Annotated in this window: 20 protein-coding genes and 1 tRNA gene; 4 read left to right on the top strand and 17 right to left on the bottom strand. The window is 59.0% G+C overall.

Annotation, left to right across the window (positions count from 1 at the left end; genetic code table 11):
- Positions 1-457: 457 nt before the first annotated feature.
- The 3 genes from nadA to ACP7A2_RS12590 form a co-directional block, all read right to left on the bottom strand.
- Positions 458-1,516: a quinolinate synthase NadA gene (nadA, locus tag ACP7A2_RS12600; protein WP_348061187.1), complete on the bottom strand. Its 1,059-nt coding sequence runs from the start codon at positions 1,514-1,516 to the stop codon at positions 458-460.
- 227 nt (positions 1,517-1,743) lie between these two features.
- Positions 1,744-3,306: a lactate dehydrogenase gene (locus tag ACP7A2_RS12595; protein WP_426134454.1), complete on the bottom strand. Its 1,563-nt coding sequence runs from the start codon at positions 3,304-3,306 to the stop codon at positions 1,744-1,746.
- A gap of 130 nt (positions 3,307-3,436) precedes the next feature.
- Positions 3,437-4,723, bottom strand: a complete 1,287-nt coding sequence (locus tag ACP7A2_RS12590) for an OmpP1/FadL family transporter (protein ID WP_426134453.1) — start codon at positions 4,721-4,723, stop codon at positions 3,437-3,439.
- A 401-nt stretch (positions 4,724-5,124) separates the two neighbouring features.
- Between ACP7A2_RS12590 and pstS the strand changes: the two genes are divergently transcribed.
- The 4 genes from pstS (at position 5,125) to pstB (ending at position 8,840) form a co-directional block, all read left to right on the top strand.
- Positions 5,125-6,141 (top strand): phosphate ABC transporter substrate-binding protein PstS, encoded by a 1,017-nt coding sequence (pstS, locus tag ACP7A2_RS12585; protein ID WP_426134452.1) that lies wholly within the window; start codon positions 5,125-5,127, stop codon positions 6,139-6,141.
- A gap of 82 nt (positions 6,142-6,223) precedes the next feature.
- A complete protein-coding gene (pstC, locus tag ACP7A2_RS12580; RefSeq protein ID WP_426134460.1) occupies positions 6,224-7,192 on the top strand; it encodes a phosphate ABC transporter permease subunit PstC in 969 nt (322 codons plus the stop codon).
- Positions 7,189-8,061 carry a phosphate ABC transporter permease PstA gene (gene pstA / locus ACP7A2_RS12575; protein WP_426134451.1) on the top strand — a complete coding sequence of 291 codons (873 nt, stop codon included), beginning with the start codon at positions 7,189-7,191 and terminating at the stop codon, positions 8,059-8,061. Before pstC ends, pstA begins: the two co-directional genes overlap by 4 nt.
- Positions 8,061-8,840, top strand: coding sequence for a phosphate ABC transporter ATP-binding protein PstB (pstB, locus tag ACP7A2_RS12570; RefSeq protein ID WP_426134450.1), 780 nt, complete (start codon positions 8,061-8,063; stop codon positions 8,838-8,840). Before pstA ends, pstB begins: the two co-directional genes overlap by 1 nt.
- Before the next feature lie 116 nt (positions 8,841-8,956).
- Here the strand turns inward: pstB and ACP7A2_RS12565 are convergent.
- The 14 genes from ACP7A2_RS12565 to ACP7A2_RS12500 form a co-directional block, all read right to left on the bottom strand.
- Positions 8,957-9,032, bottom strand: a tRNA-Lys gene (locus ACP7A2_RS12565).
- 63 nt (positions 9,033-9,095) lie between these two features.
- Positions 9,096-9,773, bottom strand: a complete 678-nt coding sequence (queC, locus tag ACP7A2_RS12560) for a 7-cyano-7-deazaguanine synthase QueC (RefSeq protein WP_426134449.1) — start codon at positions 9,771-9,773, stop codon at positions 9,096-9,098.
- A gap of 1 nt (position 9,774) precedes the next feature.
- Positions 9,775-10,422 carry a 7-carboxy-7-deazaguanine synthase QueE gene (gene queE / locus ACP7A2_RS12555; protein WP_426134448.1) on the bottom strand — a complete coding sequence of 216 codons (648 nt, stop codon included), beginning with the start codon at positions 10,420-10,422 and terminating at the stop codon, positions 9,775-9,777.
- 165 nt (positions 10,423-10,587) lie between these two features.
- Positions 10,588-11,424: a tol-pal system protein YbgF gene (ybgF, locus tag ACP7A2_RS12550; RefSeq protein WP_426134447.1), complete on the bottom strand. Its 837-nt coding sequence runs from the start codon at positions 11,422-11,424 to the stop codon at positions 10,588-10,590.
- A gap of 6 nt (positions 11,425-11,430) precedes the next feature.
- Positions 11,431-11,931: a peptidoglycan-associated lipoprotein Pal gene (gene pal / locus ACP7A2_RS12545; RefSeq protein ID WP_003209827.1), complete on the bottom strand. Its 501-nt coding sequence runs from the start codon at positions 11,929-11,931 to the stop codon at positions 11,431-11,433.
- 55 nt (positions 11,932-11,986) lie between these two features.
- Positions 11,987-13,267, bottom strand: a complete 1,281-nt coding sequence (tolB, locus tag ACP7A2_RS12540; protein WP_152745290.1) for a Tol-Pal system beta propeller repeat protein TolB — start codon at positions 13,265-13,267, stop codon at positions 11,987-11,989.
- Between the two features lie 17 nt (positions 13,268-13,284).
- Entirely contained in the window at positions 13,285-14,358 is a 1,074-nt protein-coding gene (gene tolA, locus ACP7A2_RS12535) for a cell envelope integrity protein TolA (RefSeq protein ID WP_426134446.1), read from the bottom strand.
- Complete coding sequence (gene tolR, locus ACP7A2_RS12530) at positions 14,358-14,810, bottom strand: protein TolR (protein ID WP_161630238.1); 453 nt, start codon at positions 14,808-14,810, stop codon at positions 14,358-14,360. Before tolR ends, tolA begins: the two co-directional genes overlap by 1 nt.
- Positions 14,811-14,833: 23 nt before the next feature.
- Positions 14,834-15,529 carry a protein TolQ gene (gene tolQ / locus ACP7A2_RS12525; protein WP_003209819.1) on the bottom strand — a complete coding sequence of 232 codons (696 nt, stop codon included), beginning with the start codon at positions 15,527-15,529 and terminating at the stop codon, positions 14,834-14,836.
- 1 nt (position 15,530) lies between these two features.
- Positions 15,531-15,986 carry a tol-pal system-associated acyl-CoA thioesterase gene (ybgC, locus tag ACP7A2_RS12520; RefSeq protein WP_375070911.1) on the bottom strand — a complete coding sequence of 152 codons (456 nt, stop codon included), beginning with the start codon at positions 15,984-15,986 and terminating at the stop codon, positions 15,531-15,533.
- A 151-nt stretch (positions 15,987-16,137) separates the two neighbouring features.
- The gene (gene ruvB, locus ACP7A2_RS12515; protein WP_348059521.1) at positions 16,138-17,196 is read right to left on the bottom strand and encodes a Holliday junction branch migration DNA helicase RuvB; all 1,059 of its coding nucleotides are present in this window, start codon (positions 17,194-17,196) and stop codon (positions 16,138-16,140) included.
- Positions 17,197-17,808 carry a Holliday junction branch migration protein RuvA gene (gene ruvA, locus ACP7A2_RS12510; RefSeq protein WP_003175802.1) on the bottom strand — a complete coding sequence of 204 codons (612 nt, stop codon included), beginning with the start codon at positions 17,806-17,808 and terminating at the stop codon, positions 17,197-17,199. It lies immediately after the preceding gene.
- 66 nt (positions 17,809-17,874) lie between these two features.
- A complete protein-coding gene (gene ruvC, locus ACP7A2_RS12505; protein WP_099585503.1) occupies positions 17,875-18,399 on the bottom strand; it encodes a crossover junction endodeoxyribonuclease RuvC in 525 nt (174 codons plus the stop codon).
- A gap of 155 nt (positions 18,400-18,554) precedes the next feature.
- Positions 18,555-19,301: a YebC/PmpR family DNA-binding transcriptional regulator gene (locus ACP7A2_RS12500; RefSeq protein ID WP_375070910.1), complete on the bottom strand. Its 747-nt coding sequence runs from the start codon at positions 19,299-19,301 to the stop codon at positions 18,555-18,557.
- Positions 19,302-19,433: the final 132 nt, after the last annotated feature.

Genomic DNA, 19,433 nt, shown 5'->3' with positions numbered 1-19,433 from the left:
TGCTCGCGAAGGCGGTGTGTCAGCCACCAAATCCATCAACTGACCCACCGCCTTCGCGAGCAAGCCCGCTCCCACACTTCTGACCGAGTACAACTTCAATACCTCCACACACTGTTGAGCTTCTCTGTGGGAGCTGGCTTGCCTGCGATGCAGACACCTCGGTACATCAGGCAAACCGAGTTGATGCCATCGCAGGCAAGCCAGCTCCCACAGAAAAGCCAGTTCCCACACAATCTGCTTTTGATCCAACCACTCAGGTCGGCTCTCAGGCCGCCGTGCTCTTGCTTTTGATCTGGCTTTTGATTTTGATCTCAGACGCCGGGTTAGCCGTGATGGGGGCGGAGCGTTTTGGGTTACTCTTTGCGCTCTTCAAAAAGTGACCCGCTGTAAGAGCGGAACCGATTTCAGCCGTTACCCAAATAGCGGATATGTACCCAACCAACCACCAACCGCCAGATCAAGCATTCCCAGCCAACCTCAACCGCGCAGCCTGAGTAAAATCCAACATCCGCTTCAACGGCCGAACCGCATGCGGAATCACCGACGGTTCAACAAAAATCTCATTACTCCCCTCACGCAAACACTGCAACGTACGCTCCAGCGTATTCATCGCCATCCACGGACAATGCGCACAACTACGGCACGCCGCGCCGTTACCCGCCGTAGGCGCCTCAACAAACACCTTATCCGGACACAACTGCTGCATCTTGTAAAAGATGCCCCGGTCAGTCGCCACGATAAATGTCTTGTTCGGCAACCGCTGCGCCGCCGCAATCAACTGGCTGGTCGACCCCACCGCATCCGCCAGTTCGATCACCGCCGTCGGCGATTCCGGGTGCACCAGAATTGCGGCGTCCGGGTACAGCGCTTTCATGTCCTCAAGCTGCTTGGACTTGAACTCCTCATGCACAATGCACGCACCGTCCCACAACAACATATCCGCACCGGTCTGGCGCTGAATGTAAGTGCCCAGGTGCTTGTCCGGCCCCCAGATAATCGTCTCGCCGTTGTCCATCAGGCTTTCAACGATCTCCAGCGCGCAGCTGGACGTCACCACCCAGTCCGCCCGGGCTTTGACCGCCGCCGAGGTGTTGGCGTAGACCACCACCGTGCGCTCGGGATGCTGATCGCAAAACGCCGAAAACTCCTCCACCGGGCACCCAAGGTCCAGCGAGCACGTGGCTTCCAGGGTGGGCATGAGGATGCGTTTTTCAGGCGTAAGAATTTTGGCCGTCTCGCCCATGAAACGCACACCGGCGACCAATACGGTCTTGGCCGGGTGGGCGGCGCCGAAGCGCGCCATTTCCAGAGAGTCGGAGACACAGCCACCGGTTTCTTCGGCCAGGGCCTGAATCACCGGGTCACAATAGAAGTGGGCGACCAGCACCGCATCCTGAGCTTTAAGCTCGGCAGCGATGGCGGCACGCAGGTTCGCCTCTTCGTCGGCACTGAGCGCCTTGGGCTGCTTGGCGTCGAGGTGGGCTTGAACCAGAAGGCGTTCGGAAATGTGCGTCATGTTCGCAAGACCTGCAGGCGCAGTTGCGCGAAAGTCGAGTGTACCACCGGCTCTGGAGCCCTTCGGGCGCCGCCGGACGAAGTGATTGTGTTCATCAAGCACGGGTGAAGCTGCGCAAGGCTACAGAATATCGAATCGATTCAAAAGCCTAATCTGGCGTCGCCTGCGCCGGGCAAAAAAACGGGAATGCCAGACAGTGGGCATTCCCGTTTTTGTAACGCAGGGCGTCAGCGTATCAAGGCGTTGGGGTCATCCTGCAACAGAATCGAGTCATGCATATCCGCCAGGGCGGACTGCTCCCGCGTATCCCTGGCGTTTTTGCTCGCCTGAGCCGCATGCTCAAGCAGCGCCAGGTAGTCGCGTTTGGACGAGCCTTCCTTTGGCACCGCGGTGTCTTCCACCAACTGGGCCATTACATACTTTTGCGTGCGGGTGTTCTGCGACGCCGATTGTGTGACGGACGCACTCGCCAACTGACCATCTTTATACGCAAAACTCGCGGTGCTGCTGGCCTTGTCCTGCACCTGCACATACAGGTAATTCTGCGATTCACGGTTGCCGTCCAGCACCGGTGGTTTGCCGCCGTCGAGGCCTTTGTGAAAGCTCGCCGACAGCGTCGATTGCTGGTGCTGGGTGACACTGCGATCAGCGTTGCTGCGGCCGTTGACCTGGGTGTTCTGCGACACATTGTAGGAGAAGCTGTCGACTTCCGACGGACGCATCGCGTTGGTAGCATCAGCGACCTGCTTGATGGACGCCTTGAAGTCCGCCAACCCGGTGAGCAGGCCTTTGTCAGTGGGGCTGCGACTCAAGGCATCCGGCACCGCCGTTTGCGGATAGTTGCTGTTCATTGCGCTGAACGCGTCCTTGAACATCGTCATCAGGTCTGCATTCGCACTGCCGCGCTGCTGCGCGCGGTCGAACTGGGCAAGGTAGGCGTTCAGCGCCTTGGCTTGCTGCTTGGCATCGCCAAGAATCGCAGTATTTTTCAGGTCCACCGCCAGGTTCACTTCGCCAGCCGGGCCACTCATGCGCGTGGTGCGGCTCTGGCTGTCGGCGTAGAACGCCAGAGTCAGGTCTTCACCGCCCTGAGCGGTTACCTTGGCGTTAAGGTCGACCGACGTCAGCACGTTGGCATCGAACTGGGTCAATTTGCCCAGGTCGAGTTTCGGCGGCACCGCCATCAAGCCATCGACCGAGGCCTGGAACGCAGCTCCCAATTGGCCGACGGCCTTGAGTTCTTCGGCGCTCAAGTCGCCACCTTCAACCGTGGCCTGCACGCCCAAGCCGTCTTTCTGGCTGGACAAGGTGAAGGTGACGGTTTTACCGCTGGCGGTCTTGATGCTCAAACTGACCTGGTTATCGGCTTGGCTGTGCAGGAATGCTTGATCAGCTTTGATCGCGCCTGCGTCCCCGGCGCGGTCCGCCGTGGTGTTGAGCACCGATTGGGAGATGCCCGCCCCGCCGCTTTTGCTGAATTGATCCATCAACGCCGAGCCCAGGCCGCTGTAGCGATTGGCGGTGGAAGTCGAGTTGAAGCGGGTGTTCATCAATTGCGTGACCGTGTCCTGGCTGTTGCTCTCCCAGGCGCGCACAGTTTCCTGGCCGGGCAACAGACCGTTTCGCGTGTAGACATCGACGGCATCGGCCAGCGGGTTGCCGAGGCTGACCACGGAAGACGGCCTTACCGGTAATACATCAAGTGGGTTCGCAAGCGTTGCCACAGGCGTGGTCGCGGCAGGGCGAAGGATGAGGGGGTTGGTCGCGATAACAGGCGTTAGCGTATTCATGACAGTCCGTGTCTTAAAAGCCGAGTAGCCTTCAATCTAACCAAGACATGCCGGGATTAACAGCGCTCAGGCCAAATCCACTAGCAAAGAGCCATGCCAAAAATCTGGCTCTTTGCCGTATTACGTGGGATCAGAAGCGGTAAGTCACCGAACCACCAAACCCATTGGCGCTGTTTTCATATTTGGCGTCGTAGGTCAGCGCCAGTTGAGGGTTGTTGTCGCGAACCTTGATCGGCTCTTCCTTCAAGTAGGAATAGGCCACGTCAAAGGTCAGGTTATCCACAGGCGTCCAGCCGGCACCGAGGCTGAACACGGTGCGGTCGCCCGTGGGAATACGCACGGAACGATCGGTATTGTTGGTCGGCGTCTGGTCCACGGAGAAGCCCGTACGAAGCACTAATTGCTTGTTGAGCTGATACGACAAGCCGATAGCGTGGGACCAGGTATCGTGCCAGTGCTGTTCCTCGGTAATGGAGCCAAGGCCTGCCAGCTCAGCGGCAAGGTCGGACACGCCGCTGTTGTTCACCGTGATTTTCTTCAACTGGCTCCAGCGGGTGTAGGTGCTGCCCACGTAGAGAGTCAGGGCATCGGTCAACTGGTGAGTGACCGAGAAGTCCACGGAAGACGGGGTGGTGAGGTTCAGCTTGGCGTCATATTTTTGCGGCCCGCCGTCCAGAATGTCGGACAGCACGCCCGAGGCGTCGGTATGACCGCTCAGGTGATAGACCACTTGCGAATGGTAAGTGACGCCGACGCGGGTACTGTCCAGGGCCTGCACCAGAACACCGGCATTGAAGCCCATCGCGGTGTCGTCACCCTTGATCTTGACGGCTTCCGTGCCCAGGCCGAACGCCGGGACTTTGGAGTCGAGCTCGCCATTGATCTTGTTGAACGTCGGGCCGAAACCTACCGAGACTTTGTCGTTGAAGGCATAGCTGACGGTCGGCTGCACGGTTGTGACCTGCACCTTGCTCTTGTTGCCAAAACCATTGCCCTGGAAGCTGTGTTCATAGTCCGTCACCAGGCCGAACGGCGCATAAATGCCCAGGCCAAACGCCCAGTGCTCGTCGATTGGCGTGACCAGATAACCCATCGGCACGGCAATGCCGGGGACCATGTCGCCCTTGTTGGTGCCGGGGTTGTCGACGCCGCCCTGGGAAGAGCTGGCGTCCTTGATAGTTGTTTTAGCGTCGAGGTAGGTCGCCCCGATGCTCACTTCATTGTGCTTGAGGCGGGACATACCCGCCGGGTTGCCGAACACCGTGCTGGCGTCGTCGGCCGAGGATGAGCGACCGGCGTAGCCTGTCCCCATCGAACTGATGCTTTGTTCGTTGAGGGCAAAACCACCGGCGAACAGCGGTGTGGAGGCGAGCGAAATAGAGAGCGCCAAGGCGCCTTTCAGAGTTTTGTTATTCATTATTAGGACTCGAATTATTGGGCAGCGATGAGGAAGCTACCAACGATCGAGCGAGGCGATTATGAAGAGTTTTTCATTCAGTGGGTTGTCCGACAAACTCATGTATTTCAACGACTTTGCCGGCCTGGTTGTTATTCATTATGACTTTTTAACCTTATTATGACCGGTGAGTTTCAGATACAGAGACCTGTCAGTTTCAGCGCCTTGTGTTTGTCAGTACTTCATCGATAAAGAAGAAACGCCAGCGGGATAAATAGGCGTCGGCCATCACCGGCAAACATTTCTAAATGTTTCTTCATAAAGCCAAATCGTCATGAAACAGACATATATCAGGAATTAAATCGTCACGTCTTAGACAGGTGGACCCTTCCACTTAGCCCTTCCCTTGAGGTGTTGTCGTGATGTTGCCGAGCAAAAAAAGTCTGTCTGTTTTGTTGACCGCCCTGTGCCTGAGCGGCGTGGCCCACGCCACCGACGTCACCGGTGCAGGCTCCAGCTTTGTCTACCCGGTGCTGTCCAAGTGGTCGCAGGACTACAGCAAGAACTCCAGCGACCGTATCAACTATCAGTCGATCGGCTCGGGTGGCGGTATTGCCCAGATCAAGGCGGCCACCGTCGACTTCGGCGCCTCTGACGCGCCGCTGTCGGCCGAAGACCTCAAAGCCGGCGGCCTGGGCCAGTTCCCCAGCGTGATCGGCGGCATCGTGCCGGTGATGAACGTCGAAGGCGTGACTGCTGGCCAGCTGAAACTCGACGGCGACGTGCTGGCGAAGATCTTCCTCGGCGACATCAAGGCCTGGAACGACCCGGCCATCGCCGCCCTCAACCCGGGCCTGAACCTGCCGGTGGCGAACATCACCGTGGTGCACCGCTCGGATGGCTCGGGTACTTCGTACAACTTCACCAACTACCTGGCCAAGGTCAGTGACAGTTGGAAAACCAAAATCGGTTTCGGCACCACCGTGCCGTGGCCAGTGGGTGTGGGCGGCAAAGGCAACGAAGGTGTTTCGGCCTACGTGAAGCAGATCAAGAACTCCATCGGCTTTGTGGAATACGCCTACGCGCTGCAGAACAAAATGACCTACACCCAACTGAAGAACGCGTCAGGCAAGTTCGTCTCGCCTAACGCCAAGGCCTTCCAGGCGGCCGCTGACACCGCCGACTGGGCCAGCGCCAAAGACTTCAACCTGATCATGACAAACGCGCCAGGCGAAGGCGCATGGCCGATCACGGCGACCACCTGGATCATCATGTACAAGCAGCCAAAGAATGCCGAGCAAAGCCAGGCGGCGTTCAGCTTCTTCAAGTGGTCACTGGAAAAAGGCCAGCAACAGGCTGCCGCGCTGGACTACGTAGCCCTGCCGGACTCCCTGGTGACGCGAATCGAAGGTTACTGGAAGTCTGACTTCACTCACTGATTCGCCCTACGACCGCCTTCCCCGGTGATCGAGGAAGGCGGTGAGCACATCTGATATGAACGACACCGTGCAACCGCTGGCTATGACTACTCACGCGAGCGACACCCGCAGCGACACGCGCGCCGCCCGCGATCAACGCCACGATCTGTGGTTCAAGCGCTCGATGTTCGGGGCTGCCATGCTGGTGCTGCTGTTGCTCGCCAGCATCGCGGCTTCGACGCTGTGGGGCGGCAGCCTGGCATTCAGGACCTTCGGCTTCGGCTTTATCACCAGCACCGAGTGGGATGCGGTCAACAACCACTTTGGCGCTGTGGTGCCGATCTACGGCACCCTTGTGACGTCATTTCTGGCGTTGCTGATCGCCGTGCCAGTCAGTTTTGGTATCGCGATTTTTCTCACGGAAGTCGCGCCGCCGTGGTTGAAAATGCCGGTCGCGTCCGCCATCGAATTGCTCGCCGGTATTCCCTCGATCATCTACGGCATGTGGGGTTTGTTTGTATTCGGGCCGTTTATGGCCGAGTACCTGTCGCCCTACATCAATGACTACCTCGGCGCCCTGCCCTTTGTCGGCTCGCTGTTCCAGGGCCCGCCGCTGGGGATCGGCATGCTGACCGCCGGCATTGTACTGGCGGTGATGATCATGCCGTTTATCACCTCGGTGATGCATGAGGTGTTTCGCAGTGTGCCCACGCAGTTGAAAGAATCGGCCTACGCACTGGGCAGCACTACGTGGGAAGTGGTGTGGGACATCGTCTTGCCGTACACCCGCTCGGCGGTGGTCGGCGGCATCTTTCTCGGCCTGGGCCGTGCCCTGGGCGAGACCATGGCGGTGACCTTCGTGCTGGGCAATGCCCAACAGTTCTCCTCGTCGCTGCTGATGCCGAGCAGTTCGATCGCGTCGGTCATCGCCAACGAATTCAGCGAGGCCTACACCGACTTGCATCGCTCGGCGCTGATCGCCCTGGGCTTTCTGCTGTTTATCGTGACGTTTGTGGTGCTGGCACTCGCGCGGCTACTGCTGATGCGCCTGTCCCGCAAGGAAGGCCTATGAACGCCAACGAACGTCTTTATCGTAAACGCGCGCTTAAAAATGGCGTGGCGATGTTCCTCAGTTGCGGCGCCACAGCCTTTGGTTTGCTGTGGCTGGCGTGGATTCTGCTGACGACCATCATCAACGGCTTTCAGGCGCTCAACCTGCGCCTGTTCACCCAGATGACCCCGCCGCCCGGCACCGAAGGCGGGCTGGCGAACGCGTTTTATGGCAGCGCGCTGATGTCTGGCATCGCCTTGCTGATCGGTACGCCCATCGGATTAATGGCTGGCATCTGGCTGGCAGAATTCGCACGGCATTCGCGCCTGGGTACTACGGTGCGTTTCATCAACGACATCCTGCTCTCCGCGCCGTCGATTGTGCTGGGTTTGTTCGTGTACACCGCCGTGATCCTGCCGCTGAACCAGCTGACGAATCATCAGGTGGGGTTTTCTGCGATTGCCGGTGCGCTGGCCCTGGCCTTGCTGGTGATTCCGGTGGTGGTGCGCACTACCGATGAAATGCTTCAGTTGCAACCCTCGACCATGCGCGAAGCCGCACTGGCCCTCGGTGTACCGCAATGGAAGCTGACGCTGCAGGTTGTGCTGCGAGCCGCAAAGGCCGGCGTGGTCACCGGCATCCTGCTTGCCCTGGCCCGCATCACCGGGGAGACCGCGCCCCTGCTGTTTACCGCGTTCGGCAACCAGTTCTGGAGCAGCAACCTGCTCAAGCCGATCGCCAGCGTCCCCGTGGTTATTTTCCAGTACGCCATGAGCCCGTTCGACGACTGGCACGCCCTCGCCTGGGCCGGCGCGCTGGTCCTGACACTGTTCGTGCTGCTACTTAGCCTGGCATCTCGCCTGATCCTTTTACGCAATAGGTCTCACTGATGGACGCCACTGGCATTGAGCTCGAAAAAACCAAAATTCGTGTGCGCGGGTTGGAGTTCTTCTACAACAACCAACGCTCCCTGAAGTCCATCGACATTGATATCCCGGAAAAACGCATCACCGCGATCATCGGCCCCTCGGGCTGCGGCAAGTCCACGCTGCTGCGCGTGTTCAACCGCATCTACTCGATGTACCCCAAGCAGGAAGCGCGTGGCGAAGTGCTGCTCAACGGCGAAAACATCCTCGCCCCCGGCTATTCGATGAACCGCCTGCGCAGCCACGTTGGCATGGTGTTCCAGAAGCCGGTGCCGTTTCCGATGTCGATCTACGACAACATCGCCTACGCCGTGCGCCACCACGAAAAACTCTCGCGCCGTGAAATGAACGACCGCGTCGAGCAAGCGCTGCGCGGCGGCGCGTTGTGGGACGAGGTGAAAGACAAACTCAACCAGAGCGCTCAAAGCCTTTCCGGCGGCCAGCAGCAGCGGTTGTGCATTGCGCGCACCATTGCGCTGCGGCCACAGGTGTTACTGCTGGACGAACCGACCTCGGCGCTCGACCCCATCTCGACCGGGCGCATCGAGCAATTGATCACCGAGCTGAAAACGCATTACACCGTGATCATCGTGACTCACAACATGCAGCAAGCCGCGCGGGTGTCGGACAGCACCGCGTTCATGTTCATGGGGGAATTGATTGAGCATGGCAAGACGGACCAGATCTTTACCGCGCCGAAGATGAAGCAGACGGAAGATTACATCACAGGCCGGTTTGGCTGAGCGCGCCTCATGCCAGGCCACGGGCCGCCTGTTGCAGGCGGCTTTTTCACAAGGCAAAAAAAAACCCGGAAATCCTCACTTGCGTGGGCCTTCCGGATTTTCTAAACCGCCAAATATGGTGGGTCGTGTGGGATTCGAACCTACGACCAATTGGTTAAAAGCCAACTGCTCTACCAACTGAGCTAACGACCCGCTGTGTGGTGGCGCGTATAATACTGATTTCTAAGGATTATTCAACACCTTATTTGAAATAAATCAGAAATAACGCGTTGGGTCCGCAATTGCGGCGTTTTTGAAGCCTTCGGCGCGCAGTCGGCAGGCGTCGCATTTCCCACATGCACGGCCGGAATCGTCTGCCTGGTAGCAGGAAACTGTCTGCGCATAATCGACGCCTAGTCCTACACCTGCCTTCACGATGTCGGCTTTGCTCATGTTCTGCAGCGGCGCCCGGATACGGAAGCCCTGCCCCTCTACGCCCGCCTTGGTCGCCAGGTTGGCCATGCGCTCGAAAGATTCGATGTACTCGGGGCGACAGTCCGGGTAGCCGTTGTAGTCCAGTGCGTTGACGCCGATGAAGATGTCGCGGGCATTCAGTACTTCGGCCCAACCGAGGGCCAGGGACAGGAATACGGTGTTGCGTGCTGGCACGTAGGTCAGCGGGATGCCTTCGCTGGGAGCCTCGGGTACGTCGATGCTGCTGTCGGTGAGGGCCGATCCGCCGATGCCATTGAGGTTGAGGCCGACCACCTTGTGTTCGACCACGCCCAGGTCACGAGCCACGCGGGCGGCGGCGTCCAGTTCAGCGCGGTGACGCTGGCCGTAGTCGAAGCTCATGGTGTAGCAGCGGTAGCCTTCGGCACGGACCATGGCCACCAGCGTGGCGGAGTCGAGGCCGCCGGAGAGCAGGATGACTGCGCGCTTTTGATCACTCATCTCAGCGCCCCGGCTCGTCATTCCACAGGTATTTGTGCAGCTGCAATTGCAGGCGCACCGGCAGGTTGTCGGCCACCACCCAGTCGGCGAGGTCACGGGCGTTCAGGTCGTGATGGCTTGGAGAGAACAGCACCTCGCCGGCGCGACGGTCGAGGCCGTACTGGATCAGCTTGGAAGCTGCCCAGTCGTAGTCGTCGCGCGAACAGATCACGAACTTGACCTGATCGTTGAGCGTCAGCAGGTCCATGTTCTCGTACAGATTGCGGTGCGCTTCCTTGGAGCCCGGCGTCTTGAGGTCGACCACACGGCTTACACGCGGGTCTACCGCCGAGATATCCAGGGCGCCACTGGTTTCCAGGGAGACTTCGTAACCGGCGTCACACAGCTGCTTGAGCAACGGGATGGCATTCGGTTGGGCCAGCGGCTCGCCACCGGTGACACAGACATAGCGCGGCTTGAAGCCGGCAACCTGCTCAAGGATGTCATCGAGGGTGCGCACGGTGCCGCCACTGAAGGCGTAGGCGCTGTCACAGTATTGGCAACGCAACGGGCAGCCGGTCAGCCGTACAAATACGGTGGGCAGGCCAGCGGTGCGCGTTTCACCCTGTAACGAGTAAAAAACTTCGGTGATGCGTAATGTGTCTTGCATAATCGCCACGGGCGTAACAGCTAAACAGGCTGTCCGCCTCCGTCAGGCACTTAAAGCGATCCCGCCAACGCGTAGACCGCAAAAAGCGTGTTTCATAAAAGGGCGTGGATTCTAACGAAAAAACCCGCGCCAGGCGCGGGTTTCTTCTAAACGGGAGTGCCGCGCTTACAAGCGCTGCAGATCCCGCTGGGCCAACTGGGCAGCGGAGGTACCCGGGTATTGGGCAACCACCTGCTGCAGAATGCCTTTGACCTTGTCGGTATGACCCAGTCGGCGTTCTACGTCAGCGAGTTTGTACAGCGAATCAGGCACCTTGGCGTGCTTCGGGTAAAGCTGGCTGACCTTGGCAAATGCCTGGCCAGCGCCTTGCAGATCACCCTTGGCCAGGTTGACCTCGCCCAACCAGTATTGGGCGTTGCCCGCGTACTGGCTGTTCGGGTACTTGCGCAGGAAGGCGGTAAAGGCCTGGCTGGCCTTATCGAAATCCTTGGCTTTGATCAGGTCGAAGGCTGCATCGTAATACAGCTTTTCCTTCGCCGGATCACCCGGTTCGCTGCTCGCGGCAGGGGCTTGGCTGGCAGCCGTGGCCCCTGCTGCTGCACCACCGGCGGCCGCAACAGGCGCGCCACCGGCAGAAGAATTATCAGGAGTGGCGGCAGGTGAAACGCCGGCTCCAATACGTCGGTCAAGATCCTGGTAACGCTCCAGGCCTTCTTGCTTCAGCTGGTTCACTTGGTTCTGCAAAATCTCAATGGTGCCTTGTTGCTGCGCCAATTGATCCTGCATGCGTTGCAGCTGGTTGAACAGTTCGCCCTGTGCCGAGGGGGCGGCAGTCGCCGGCCCCCCAGCATAGGCGCCGTTCGTGCCATAACCTGCTGGCGGATAGCTGCTCCCGCTATTGTTATAGCCAGAGTTGCTATCTTCCACAGGAACCGCAGCCCACACCGCAAGCGGTGCGAGGCTGAGAGCCAATACAGTTAGAGCACGACGGCACGTTCGCATGACGAATTACTTACGCAGTTCGACGCGACGGTTTTGAGCCCAGGACTGCTCGTCATGGCCAGTAGCAACTGGACGCTCTTTACCGTAGGAAACCAGTTCCAGTTGGCCTGGAGCAACACCTTGCAGTACCAGGTAGCGTTGAACGGCTTTCGCACGACGCTCGCCCAGTGCCATGTTGTACTCGCGAGTACCACGTTCGTCAGTGTTACCTTCCAGAACAACGCGAGCGCCGTTAGCTTTCAGGTCCTTGGCGTGAACGTCCAGAGCGCGCATGGCTTCTGGCTTCAGGTCCGAACTGTCGTATTCGAAGTAGAAAGTGGTGATAGCGCGCAGAGCAGCTTCTTCGCTCAGGGAGCCGTCAACTGCACCAGTGTTAGCGCCGTAACCAGCGTTTGGATCAACAGCTGCGCCTTCACCGGCATTGTCGCCGCCTTTAGACGAGCAACCAACGGCTACGGACAAAGCCAGAGCCAGAGCAGCAAACTTACCAAACTTCAGCATTTCCATCGTGAAACTCCTAATGAACCCCAGTGTGTTAAGCAATTCTTTTTGTAGCGCCGCGTCAGTTCAGGTAAGGGGACCAGGATGGTTCTCTGACTTCGCCTTGTGCGGTAGGAAGCGGGAGCCTTACGCGTCCATTAATGGACACGAGCATCAAGACTCCCCGGCCCTGCTGGCGGGTGGCGTAGATTACCATGGTGCCGTTGGGTGCAACAGTAGCTGACTCATCAAGGTTGGTATCTGTGAGGATTTTTACCGTTCCACGCTGCAAATCCTGGGCCGCAACCCGGAAATTAGTGAAACCATCCTGACGGTGAATCATCACCAACGTCTTTTCATCAGCCGAAAGCTTAGGGTTGGCGTTGTAGTTACCGATAAAGGTCACACGTTCCGCGCCCCCACCGCCCACGCTCGTTTTATAAATTTGTGGCTTGCCGCCGCGGTCGGAGGTGAAGTAGATGGTCGAACCATCCTTACCCCAGAACGGTTCGGTGTTGATGCCCGGGCCGCTGGTCACTCGGCTGATCTGGCGCGAAGCCATGTTCATCACGTAGATGTCCGGGTTGCCGTCTTTCGACAGCACGAACGCCAGGCGCGAACCATCCGGCGACCATGCAGGTGCACCGTTCAGCCCTTCAAAGTTGGTGATCTGCTCACGACGGCCCGTATCGATGTGCTGGACGAAGATACGTGGGCGACGCTGTTCGAACGACACGTAGGCAATACGCTTGCCGTCTGGCGCAAAGCGCGGCGACAGGATTGGCTCACGCGACTGCAGCAGGGTCACTGCACGTGCGCCGTCGTAATCCGAACGCTGCAAGGTGTAGCGCGTGTTGTCGACGGAGAAACGTTCAGCCGTGACATACAGCAGACGCGTCGAGAAAGCACCCTTGATACCGGTAAGCTTTTCAAACGACTGGTCCGAGATGTAGTGGGCCATGTCCCGCAGTTGTTCGGCGGTGCCCGATACGCTGCCGGTCAAGACCTGCTGCTCGGTGGCCACGTTGAACAACGTGTACTGGATCTGCAGGCGACCGCCGGCCGGCGTGATGTTGCCGACCATCAGGTACTGCGCGCCAACGGCTTTCCAGTCACGGAACACAACTTCGCTGGCCTGGTTGGGCTGGCTGATCATGTTGCCTTTTGGAATCGGCGCGTAGTAACCGGAGTTGCGCAGGTCGTCGCTGACGATCTGGGCCATGTCATCCGGCAGCACGCTGCCGCCCTGCCAGCCGAACGGTACTACAGCGATCGGGGTGGCCCGATCGCTACCGCTGGTAACCAGGATGTTCTTTTCATCCGCCGCCGCTATGCCTGCCATACAGCAAATAACGACAAGCATTCCTCGAAGAAGGTTTCTCACAAGGCTAGATCCTCAGGTGTGAATGTCATCTTGAATGAACGATAGGGAGCGAAGTCGCTTGGTTTCATTCCCTGCATCTCGGTCAACCGGCCAATGTTCTTGACCGCGGCAACCGCCGAACTGTCGAACGAACCGTCACCACTGGACTTGGCCACGCCGACCGAAGTCACCGTACCGTCCGGCAACATGCCGATCTGCAGCACTACTGTCATACCTTTGCGAGCCGAAGGTGGACGTGTCCAGCCTTCTGCTGCCCGTGCCCGAATCAGGTCGTCGAAACTGCCCGCGACTTCATCACCACGTTCATCGGCCAAGGCCTGCTGACGCTGAGGCGTGTCGGAAAGCAAGTCTGCCAGGGCCTGGGCCTTTTTCTCTTCGGCGGATTTGCGCGCTGCTTCCTGAGCCTTTTTCTTGGAGGCATCGGCGGCAGCTTTCTTCTTCGCGTCGTCGGCGACTTTCTTCTTCGCCTCGTCTGCTTCGGATTTTTTCTTGGCGTCTTCGGCGGCTTTCTTCTTCGCGTCTTCGACTATCTTTTTCTTGGCGTCTTCAGCGGCCTTTTTCTTGGCCTCTTCTTCGGCAGCTTTTTTGGCTTCTTCTTCAGACTTCTTCTTGGCTATATCAGCCAATTGTTTCTCTTCGGCTTTTTTGGCTTCGGCAGCCTTGTCGGCTTTTTTGGCTTCATCAGCCTTTTTCGCCTCTTCAGCTTTCTTCGCTTCGTCAGCCTTTTTCGATTCCTCGGCCTTTTGAGCCGCGTCTTCTTTCTTTTGTTCCGCAGCAGCCTTCACCGCTTCCTGCTCGACCTTCTTCTGTTCCATCTGTTCGACTTCAGTCTGGCGCGCAGCCGACTTCTGGGCTTCACCCGCAATCTTCTGATTGGTCTGGGTGGTGGCCTGACTTTTCGATTTCAGCTGATACAGGGTCGCCTGCACGATCGGCTTGGCTGGCGGCAGGTCCGGGGTCATGGCAAAGCTGACGAACAGCATGCCAAACACCAGGACGTGCAGGGCAATTGCCCAGACGCTAGGCCAGAAGAAGCTTTCCGAGGCGGACGGCTCTCGCTGTTGCTGCATCAGGGCGCCTCGGTAATCAAGCCAACGTTACCCACGCCGGCTTTCTGCAGCCCGCCCATGGCGCCCATGACGGAGCCATAGTCGACCACTTTGTCGCCGCGAATGAACACTTGCGTGTGCTTGCCGCCTTCATTACCGGACCGGATGATCTTGGTCACGGCATCGGTCATCTGCGGCAAGGTCATGGCCTTGTCTTGCTGTTTCTGAGTGTCGACTTCGCTGCCAAGGTTCCAGTAATAGGTCTTGTCAGCCTTGATCGAAATGGTCAGGACCTGGGTGTTGTTGTCCTGCGGCAAGGCTTCGCTGGAAACCTTGGGCAGATCAACCTTCACGCCCTGATTGAGCATCGGCGCGGTCACCATGAAGATAACCAGCAGCACCAGCATCACGTCGATGTAAGGCACTACGTTCATCTCGGCGACCGGCTTGCGCTTTTTGCGAGCTCGAGCGATTAAAGCCATTGGGAATTACCTGCTTATTCTTCGCTGGTGTGCACTTTACGGTGCAGGATCGCCTGGAATTCATCGGCGAAGGTGTAGTAACGGCTGATCAAGGTTTCGCCACGAGCGGCAAAACGGTTGTAGGCAATTACTGCGGGGATAGCAGCGAACAAGCCGATCGCGGTGGCGATCAGGGCTTCGGCGATACCCGGGGCCACGGTGGCCAGGGTCGCTTGTTGAGCCTGAGCCAGGCCGCGGAATGAGTTCATGATGCCCCATACGGTACCGAACAGACCGATGTACGGGCTGACGGAACCGACGGTGGCGAGGAACGGCAAGCTTTGCTCAAGCTTTTCTTCTTCGCGGGAAATGGCGACGCGCATGGCACGGGCCACGCCTTCCATGACCGCTTCAGGGTCAACGCCCGGTTGCTGGCGCAGGCGCGAGAATTCCTTGAAACCGGCGCGGAAGATTTGCTCTACGCCCGAATCCGGGTCCGGGTTGCTGCCGGCCTGACGGTACAGCTTGGACAGGTCGATACCCGACCAGAAGCGCTCTTCAAAGCTCTCCAGGGCGCGTCGACCGGCACGCAGCAGGTTGCTGCGCTGAAAAATCATGACCCAAGAGGTAACCGATGCGGCTACCAGGACCAGCATCACCAGTTGAACCACAACACTGGCATTGCTGACCAGGCTCCACATGGAGGAATGGTCGACGACGGTAGGTTCCACGCTAAATCTCCTGCTTTGATTGTTTACCCGCGCCGCTTACGCCGGCAAAGGCCGCACGTAGAGCTTCGGGAATGGCCCGGGGTTTCAAACTATCGGTGCGCACACAAGCCACCAGAAACTGCCCCTCACAGAGCAGCGTTGCATCCGTTGCCCGCCTGACCTGCTGTTTAAAGCGCAGGCTGACACGGTTCAATTCGATTACTTCTGCGCTGACCAGCAGCTCATCGTCCAACCGCGCCGGCGCGTGGTAACGCGCCTCGCTGGAATGCACGACAAACAACAGGTCTTCCCCCGCAAGCTGGGATTGGGCAAAGCCCAGCTCCCGTAGCCGCTCGGTTCGAGCCCGCTCCATGAACTTGAGGTAGTTGACGTAATACACGATGCCGCCAGCATCGGTGTCCTCGTAATAAACGCGACAGCGATGTGCGAACGGCTGATCCACGTTTTGCGCGCGCATACTCTAGTGCTTACTCCTCAGGTTGCCAATCCGGCCAGGCAACTGTTTTTTCATTCTGTTGATCATGATGAAGCACATTTCCAACGACTGAATGACGTCGCCAGCCACTAGGACAGCACAAACTTCAGATAAATCGACTGGCGTGACCTTTTTAATCGTCCACTGCATCGAGAAATTCGTCTACCACGGGCATCTCACCCAATCGTGACGGAATATTTAAGCCAAAGTGCAAATAGGCATGGCGCGTCACCACTCGGCCTCTCGGCGTACGCATGATGTAGCCCTGCTGGATCAGGTACGGCTCCAGTACATCCTCAATGGTATGGCGTTCTTCGCTGATCGCCGCTGCCAGGCTGTCCACGCCAACCGGGCCACCGTCGAACTTCTCGATCATGGTCAAGAGCAGGCGCCTGTCCTGGTGGTCAAAGCCGTGCTCGTCCACATCCAGCAGGTTCAACGCCAGGTCCGCCACCGGCTTGGTGATATGCCCTTTGGCGCGCACCTCGGCGAAGTCGCGTACACGGCGCAGCAAGCGATTGGCGATCCGTGGCGTGCCACGGGCACGACGGGCGATTTCAAACGCGCCTTCCGGGTCCAGCGGCAACCCCAGAATGCCCGCCGAACGGCTGACGATGGTCGCAAGGTCGGCAGTGCTATAGAACTCCAGACGTTGAACAATGCCGAAACGGTCTCGCAGCGGGTTGGTCAACATGCCCGCGCGGGTTGTGGCGCCCACCAGGGTAAACGGTGGCAGGTCGAGCTTGATCGAGCGGGCCGCCGGGCCTTCGCCGATCATGATGTCGAGCTGGAAGTCTTCCATGGCCGGGTACAGCACTTCCTCGACGATCGGCGACAGCCGATGGATCTCGTCGATAAACAGCACGTCATGGGGCTCAAGGTTGGTCAGCAGCGCCGCCAAGTCGCCTGGACGCTCCAGCACCGGGCCGGAGGTGGACTTGATCGACACGCCCATTTCCTGGGCGATGATGTTGGCCAGCGTGGTCTTGCCCAAACCCGGCGGGCCGAAGATCAGCGTGTGGTCGAGGGATTCACTGCGCCCGCGTGCGGCCTGGATAAACAATTCCATCTGCTCGCGTACGGTGGGCTGGCCAATGTAGTCGGCCAGGCTCAGCGGGCGAATGGCCCGGTCCTGGACTTCTTCACGGTCGCGCGGGCCAGTGGCCGCGATCAGACGATCAGCTTCAATCACTTAAATCATTCCCTTCAGGGCTCGGCGGATCATGTCTTCGCTGCTCAGGTTCTTGTCCTTGATGGCCGACACCGCTTTGCTGGCTTCCTGGGGCTTGTAGCCCAGGGAAATCAACGCGCTGACGGCATCGCTTTCGGCGCTGGCGACTTGGCCCGCCGGCATGTCCGGCTGGTTCGGCACCAGGGCAAACATGCTCGGCACCACTTCCCAGGCCTTGAAACGGTCCTTGAGCTCTACCAGCAGGCGCTCGGCGGTCTTCTTGCCGACACCCGGCACCTTGGTCAACGCCGAGGTGTCCTGGGCCGAAACGGCGCGCACCAGCTCATCCACTTCCAGGCTCGACATCAACGCCAGCGCCAGTTTCGGCCCTACACCGTTGAGGCGAATCAGCTCGCGGAAGAAGTCACGGTCCCGCTTGCCAATGAAACCATAGAGTAATTGCGCGTCTTCGCGCACCACCAAATGGGTGTGCAAGGTGATCGGTTCGCCGACCGACGGCAGGCGATACAGGGTGGTCATGGGCACTTCCAGCTCATACCCCAACCCGTTTACATCCAGAATCAGGTGCGGCGGCTGTTTCTCAGCCAGGGTGCCGCGCAAGCGTCCAATCACGGTTCGATCCTTAAAGCTTGGGGTCAGATCAAGGCCTGACCGGAAATAACGATTGCGCTGATGCTATCAGAGACGCAGCCGCCCGCCACGACTGCGTGCGGTGCCAAGGCCGTGCGGTAGCAGGCTGGAGCGGGTGTGCGCATGGCAAATGGCAATGGCCAGGGCGTCGGAAGCATCAATTTGCGGCTTTGAGGTGAGTTTGAGCATGTGCATAACCATCATCTGCACCTGCTCTTTATTCGCCGCGCCGGTGCCGACCACAGCCTGCTTGACCTGGGTTGCGGTGTATTCGGCGATCTCCAGGCCCTCTTCGGCACCGGCAACAATGGCAGCGCCACGGGCCTGGCCAAGCTTCAGCGCGGAGTCGGCGTTTTTCGCCATGAAGACCTTTTCGATGCCCATGGTCACCGGGCCGTAGGTCTGGATTACTTCACGCACGCCGCGATACACAATCTGCAGGCGCTCGGCCAACTCGCCCGCGCCGGTGCGGATGCAGCCCGACGCGACGTAAACACAGCCGCGCGGGGTGTGTTGCACCACGCCAAAACCGGTGATGCGCGAGCCGGGGTCGATACCAAGGATTAAAGTCATAACGCCTGCAGAGTGGGGAAAACACGGTTCTTGCGGCCAACATTAAACAACTGTGGGAGCTGGCTTGCCTGCGATACAGACACCTCGGTATGGCAGGCAAACCGAGGTGATGCCTTCGCAGGCAAGCCAGCTCCCACAGGGGGGTTCATCATCCTTCAGCCTAGCTGCTCGGCTACTTCTTCCGGGATGTCGGCGTTCGAATAAACGTTCTGCACATCATCCAGGTCTTCGAGCATATCCAGCATCTTCAGCACTTTCTGCGCGCCGTCCAGGTCCAGCTCGGCGCTGGTGGTCGGCAGCATCACGATTTCCGCGTCGGTGCCTTTGAATCCGGCAGCTTCCAGCGCGTTACGCACCGCATAGAAGCCGGCAAACGAGGTAAACACGTCGATGGAACCGTCTTCATTGGTCACCACGTCGTCGGCGTCCGCCTCCATGGCGGCCTCGATCAGGGCATCTTCATCCACGCCCGGCGCGAAGGAAATCTGCCCCTTGCGCTCGAACAGGTAAGCCACCGAACCGTCGGTGCCCAGGTTGCCACCGCACTTGCTGAACGCGTGGCGCACAGCGGCTGCGGTGCGGTTGCGGTTGTCGGTCATGCACTCGACCATCACCGCCACGCCGCCCGGGCCGTAGCCTTCGTAGCTCAACTCGACCATGTCGTCGGTGTCGGCGGCGCCGGCACCACGGGCCACGGCGCGGTCGATGATGTCGCGGCTCATGTTCGCGCCCAAGGCCTTGTCCAGCGCCAGGCGCAGACGCGGGTTGGAGCCTGGGTCACCGCCACCCTGGCGGGCAGCGACAGTCAGTTCGCGAATCCACTTGGTGAAAATCTTGCCTTTCTTGGCATCCTGACGCTCTTTGCGGTGCTTGATGTTCGCCCACTTGGAATGGCCAGCCATAACACAACTCCGAAATTCTGTAGAAACCTTATCAATCCCGCCAAACGGGATGTGCCTCGTGTAACGCAAAGGCGCATCCGAAGATGCGCCTTTTTAGACCGCGTAAACCTCAGTGCGCTTTCACGCAGCGGC

Origin of the sequence: Pseudomonas sp. PWP3-1b2 (assembly GCF_049896045.1) — a bacterium.
Classification (GTDB): Bacteria; Pseudomonadota; Gammaproteobacteria; order Pseudomonadales; family Pseudomonadaceae; genus Aquipseudomonas; species Aquipseudomonas antarctica_B.
This window is presented reverse-complemented; position numbering and strand designations above follow the sequence as displayed.

Bases quoted from the DNA above. Each gene is read 5' to 3' on its own strand.
- nadA (WP_348061187.1), bottom strand. From the start codon at position 1,516: ATGACGCACATTTCCGAACGCCTTCTGGTTCAAGCCCACCTCGACGCC.
- ACP7A2_RS12595 (WP_426134454.1), bottom strand. From the start codon at position 3,306: ATGAATACGCTAACGCCTGTTATCGCGACCAACCCCCTCATCCTTCGC.
- ACP7A2_RS12590 (WP_426134453.1), bottom strand. From the start codon at position 4,723: ATGAATAACAAAACTCTGAAAGGCGCCTTGGCGCTCTCTATTTCGCTC.
- pstS (WP_426134452.1), top strand. From the start codon at position 5,125: ATGTTGCCGAGCAAAAAAAGTCTGTCTGTTTTGTTGACCGCCCTGTGC.
- pstC (WP_426134460.1), top strand. From the start codon at position 6,224: ATGACTACTCACGCGAGCGACACCCGCAGCGACACGCGCGCCGCCCGC.
- pstA (WP_426134451.1), top strand. From the start codon at position 7,189: ATGAACGCCAACGAACGTCTTTATCGTAAACGCGCGCTTAAAAATGGC.
- pstB (WP_426134450.1), top strand. From the start codon at position 8,061: ATGGACGCCACTGGCATTGAGCTCGAAAAAACCAAAATTCGTGTGCGC.
- queC (WP_426134449.1), bottom strand. From the start codon at position 9,773: ATGAGTGATCAAAAGCGCGCAGTCATCCTGCTCTCCGGCGGCCTCGAC.
- queE (WP_426134448.1), bottom strand. From the start codon at position 10,422: ATGCAAGACACATTACGCATCACCGAAGTTTTTTACTCGTTACAGGGT.
- ybgF (WP_426134447.1), bottom strand. From the start codon at position 11,424: ATGCGAACGTGCCGTCGTGCTCTAACTGTATTGGCTCTCAGCCTCGCA.
- pal (WP_003209827.1), bottom strand. From the start codon at position 11,931: ATGGAAATGCTGAAGTTTGGTAAGTTTGCTGCTCTGGCTCTGGCTTTG.
- tolB (WP_152745290.1), bottom strand. From the start codon at position 13,267: ATGCTTGTCGTTATTTGCTGTATGGCAGGCATAGCGGCGGCGGATGAA.
- tolA (WP_426134446.1), bottom strand. From the start codon at position 14,358: ATGCAGCAACAGCGAGAGCCGTCCGCCTCGGAAAGCTTCTTCTGGCCT.
- ybgC (WP_375070911.1), bottom strand. From the start codon at position 15,986: ATGCGCGCGCAAAACGTGGATCAGCCGTTCGCACATCGCTGTCGCGTT.
- ruvC (WP_099585503.1), bottom strand. From the start codon at position 18,399: ATGACTTTAATCCTTGGTATCGACCCCGGCTCGCGCATCACCGGTTTT.
- ACP7A2_RS12500 (WP_375070910.1), bottom strand. From the start codon at position 19,301: ATGGCTGGCCATTCCAAGTGGGCGAACATCAAGCACCGCAAAGAGCGT.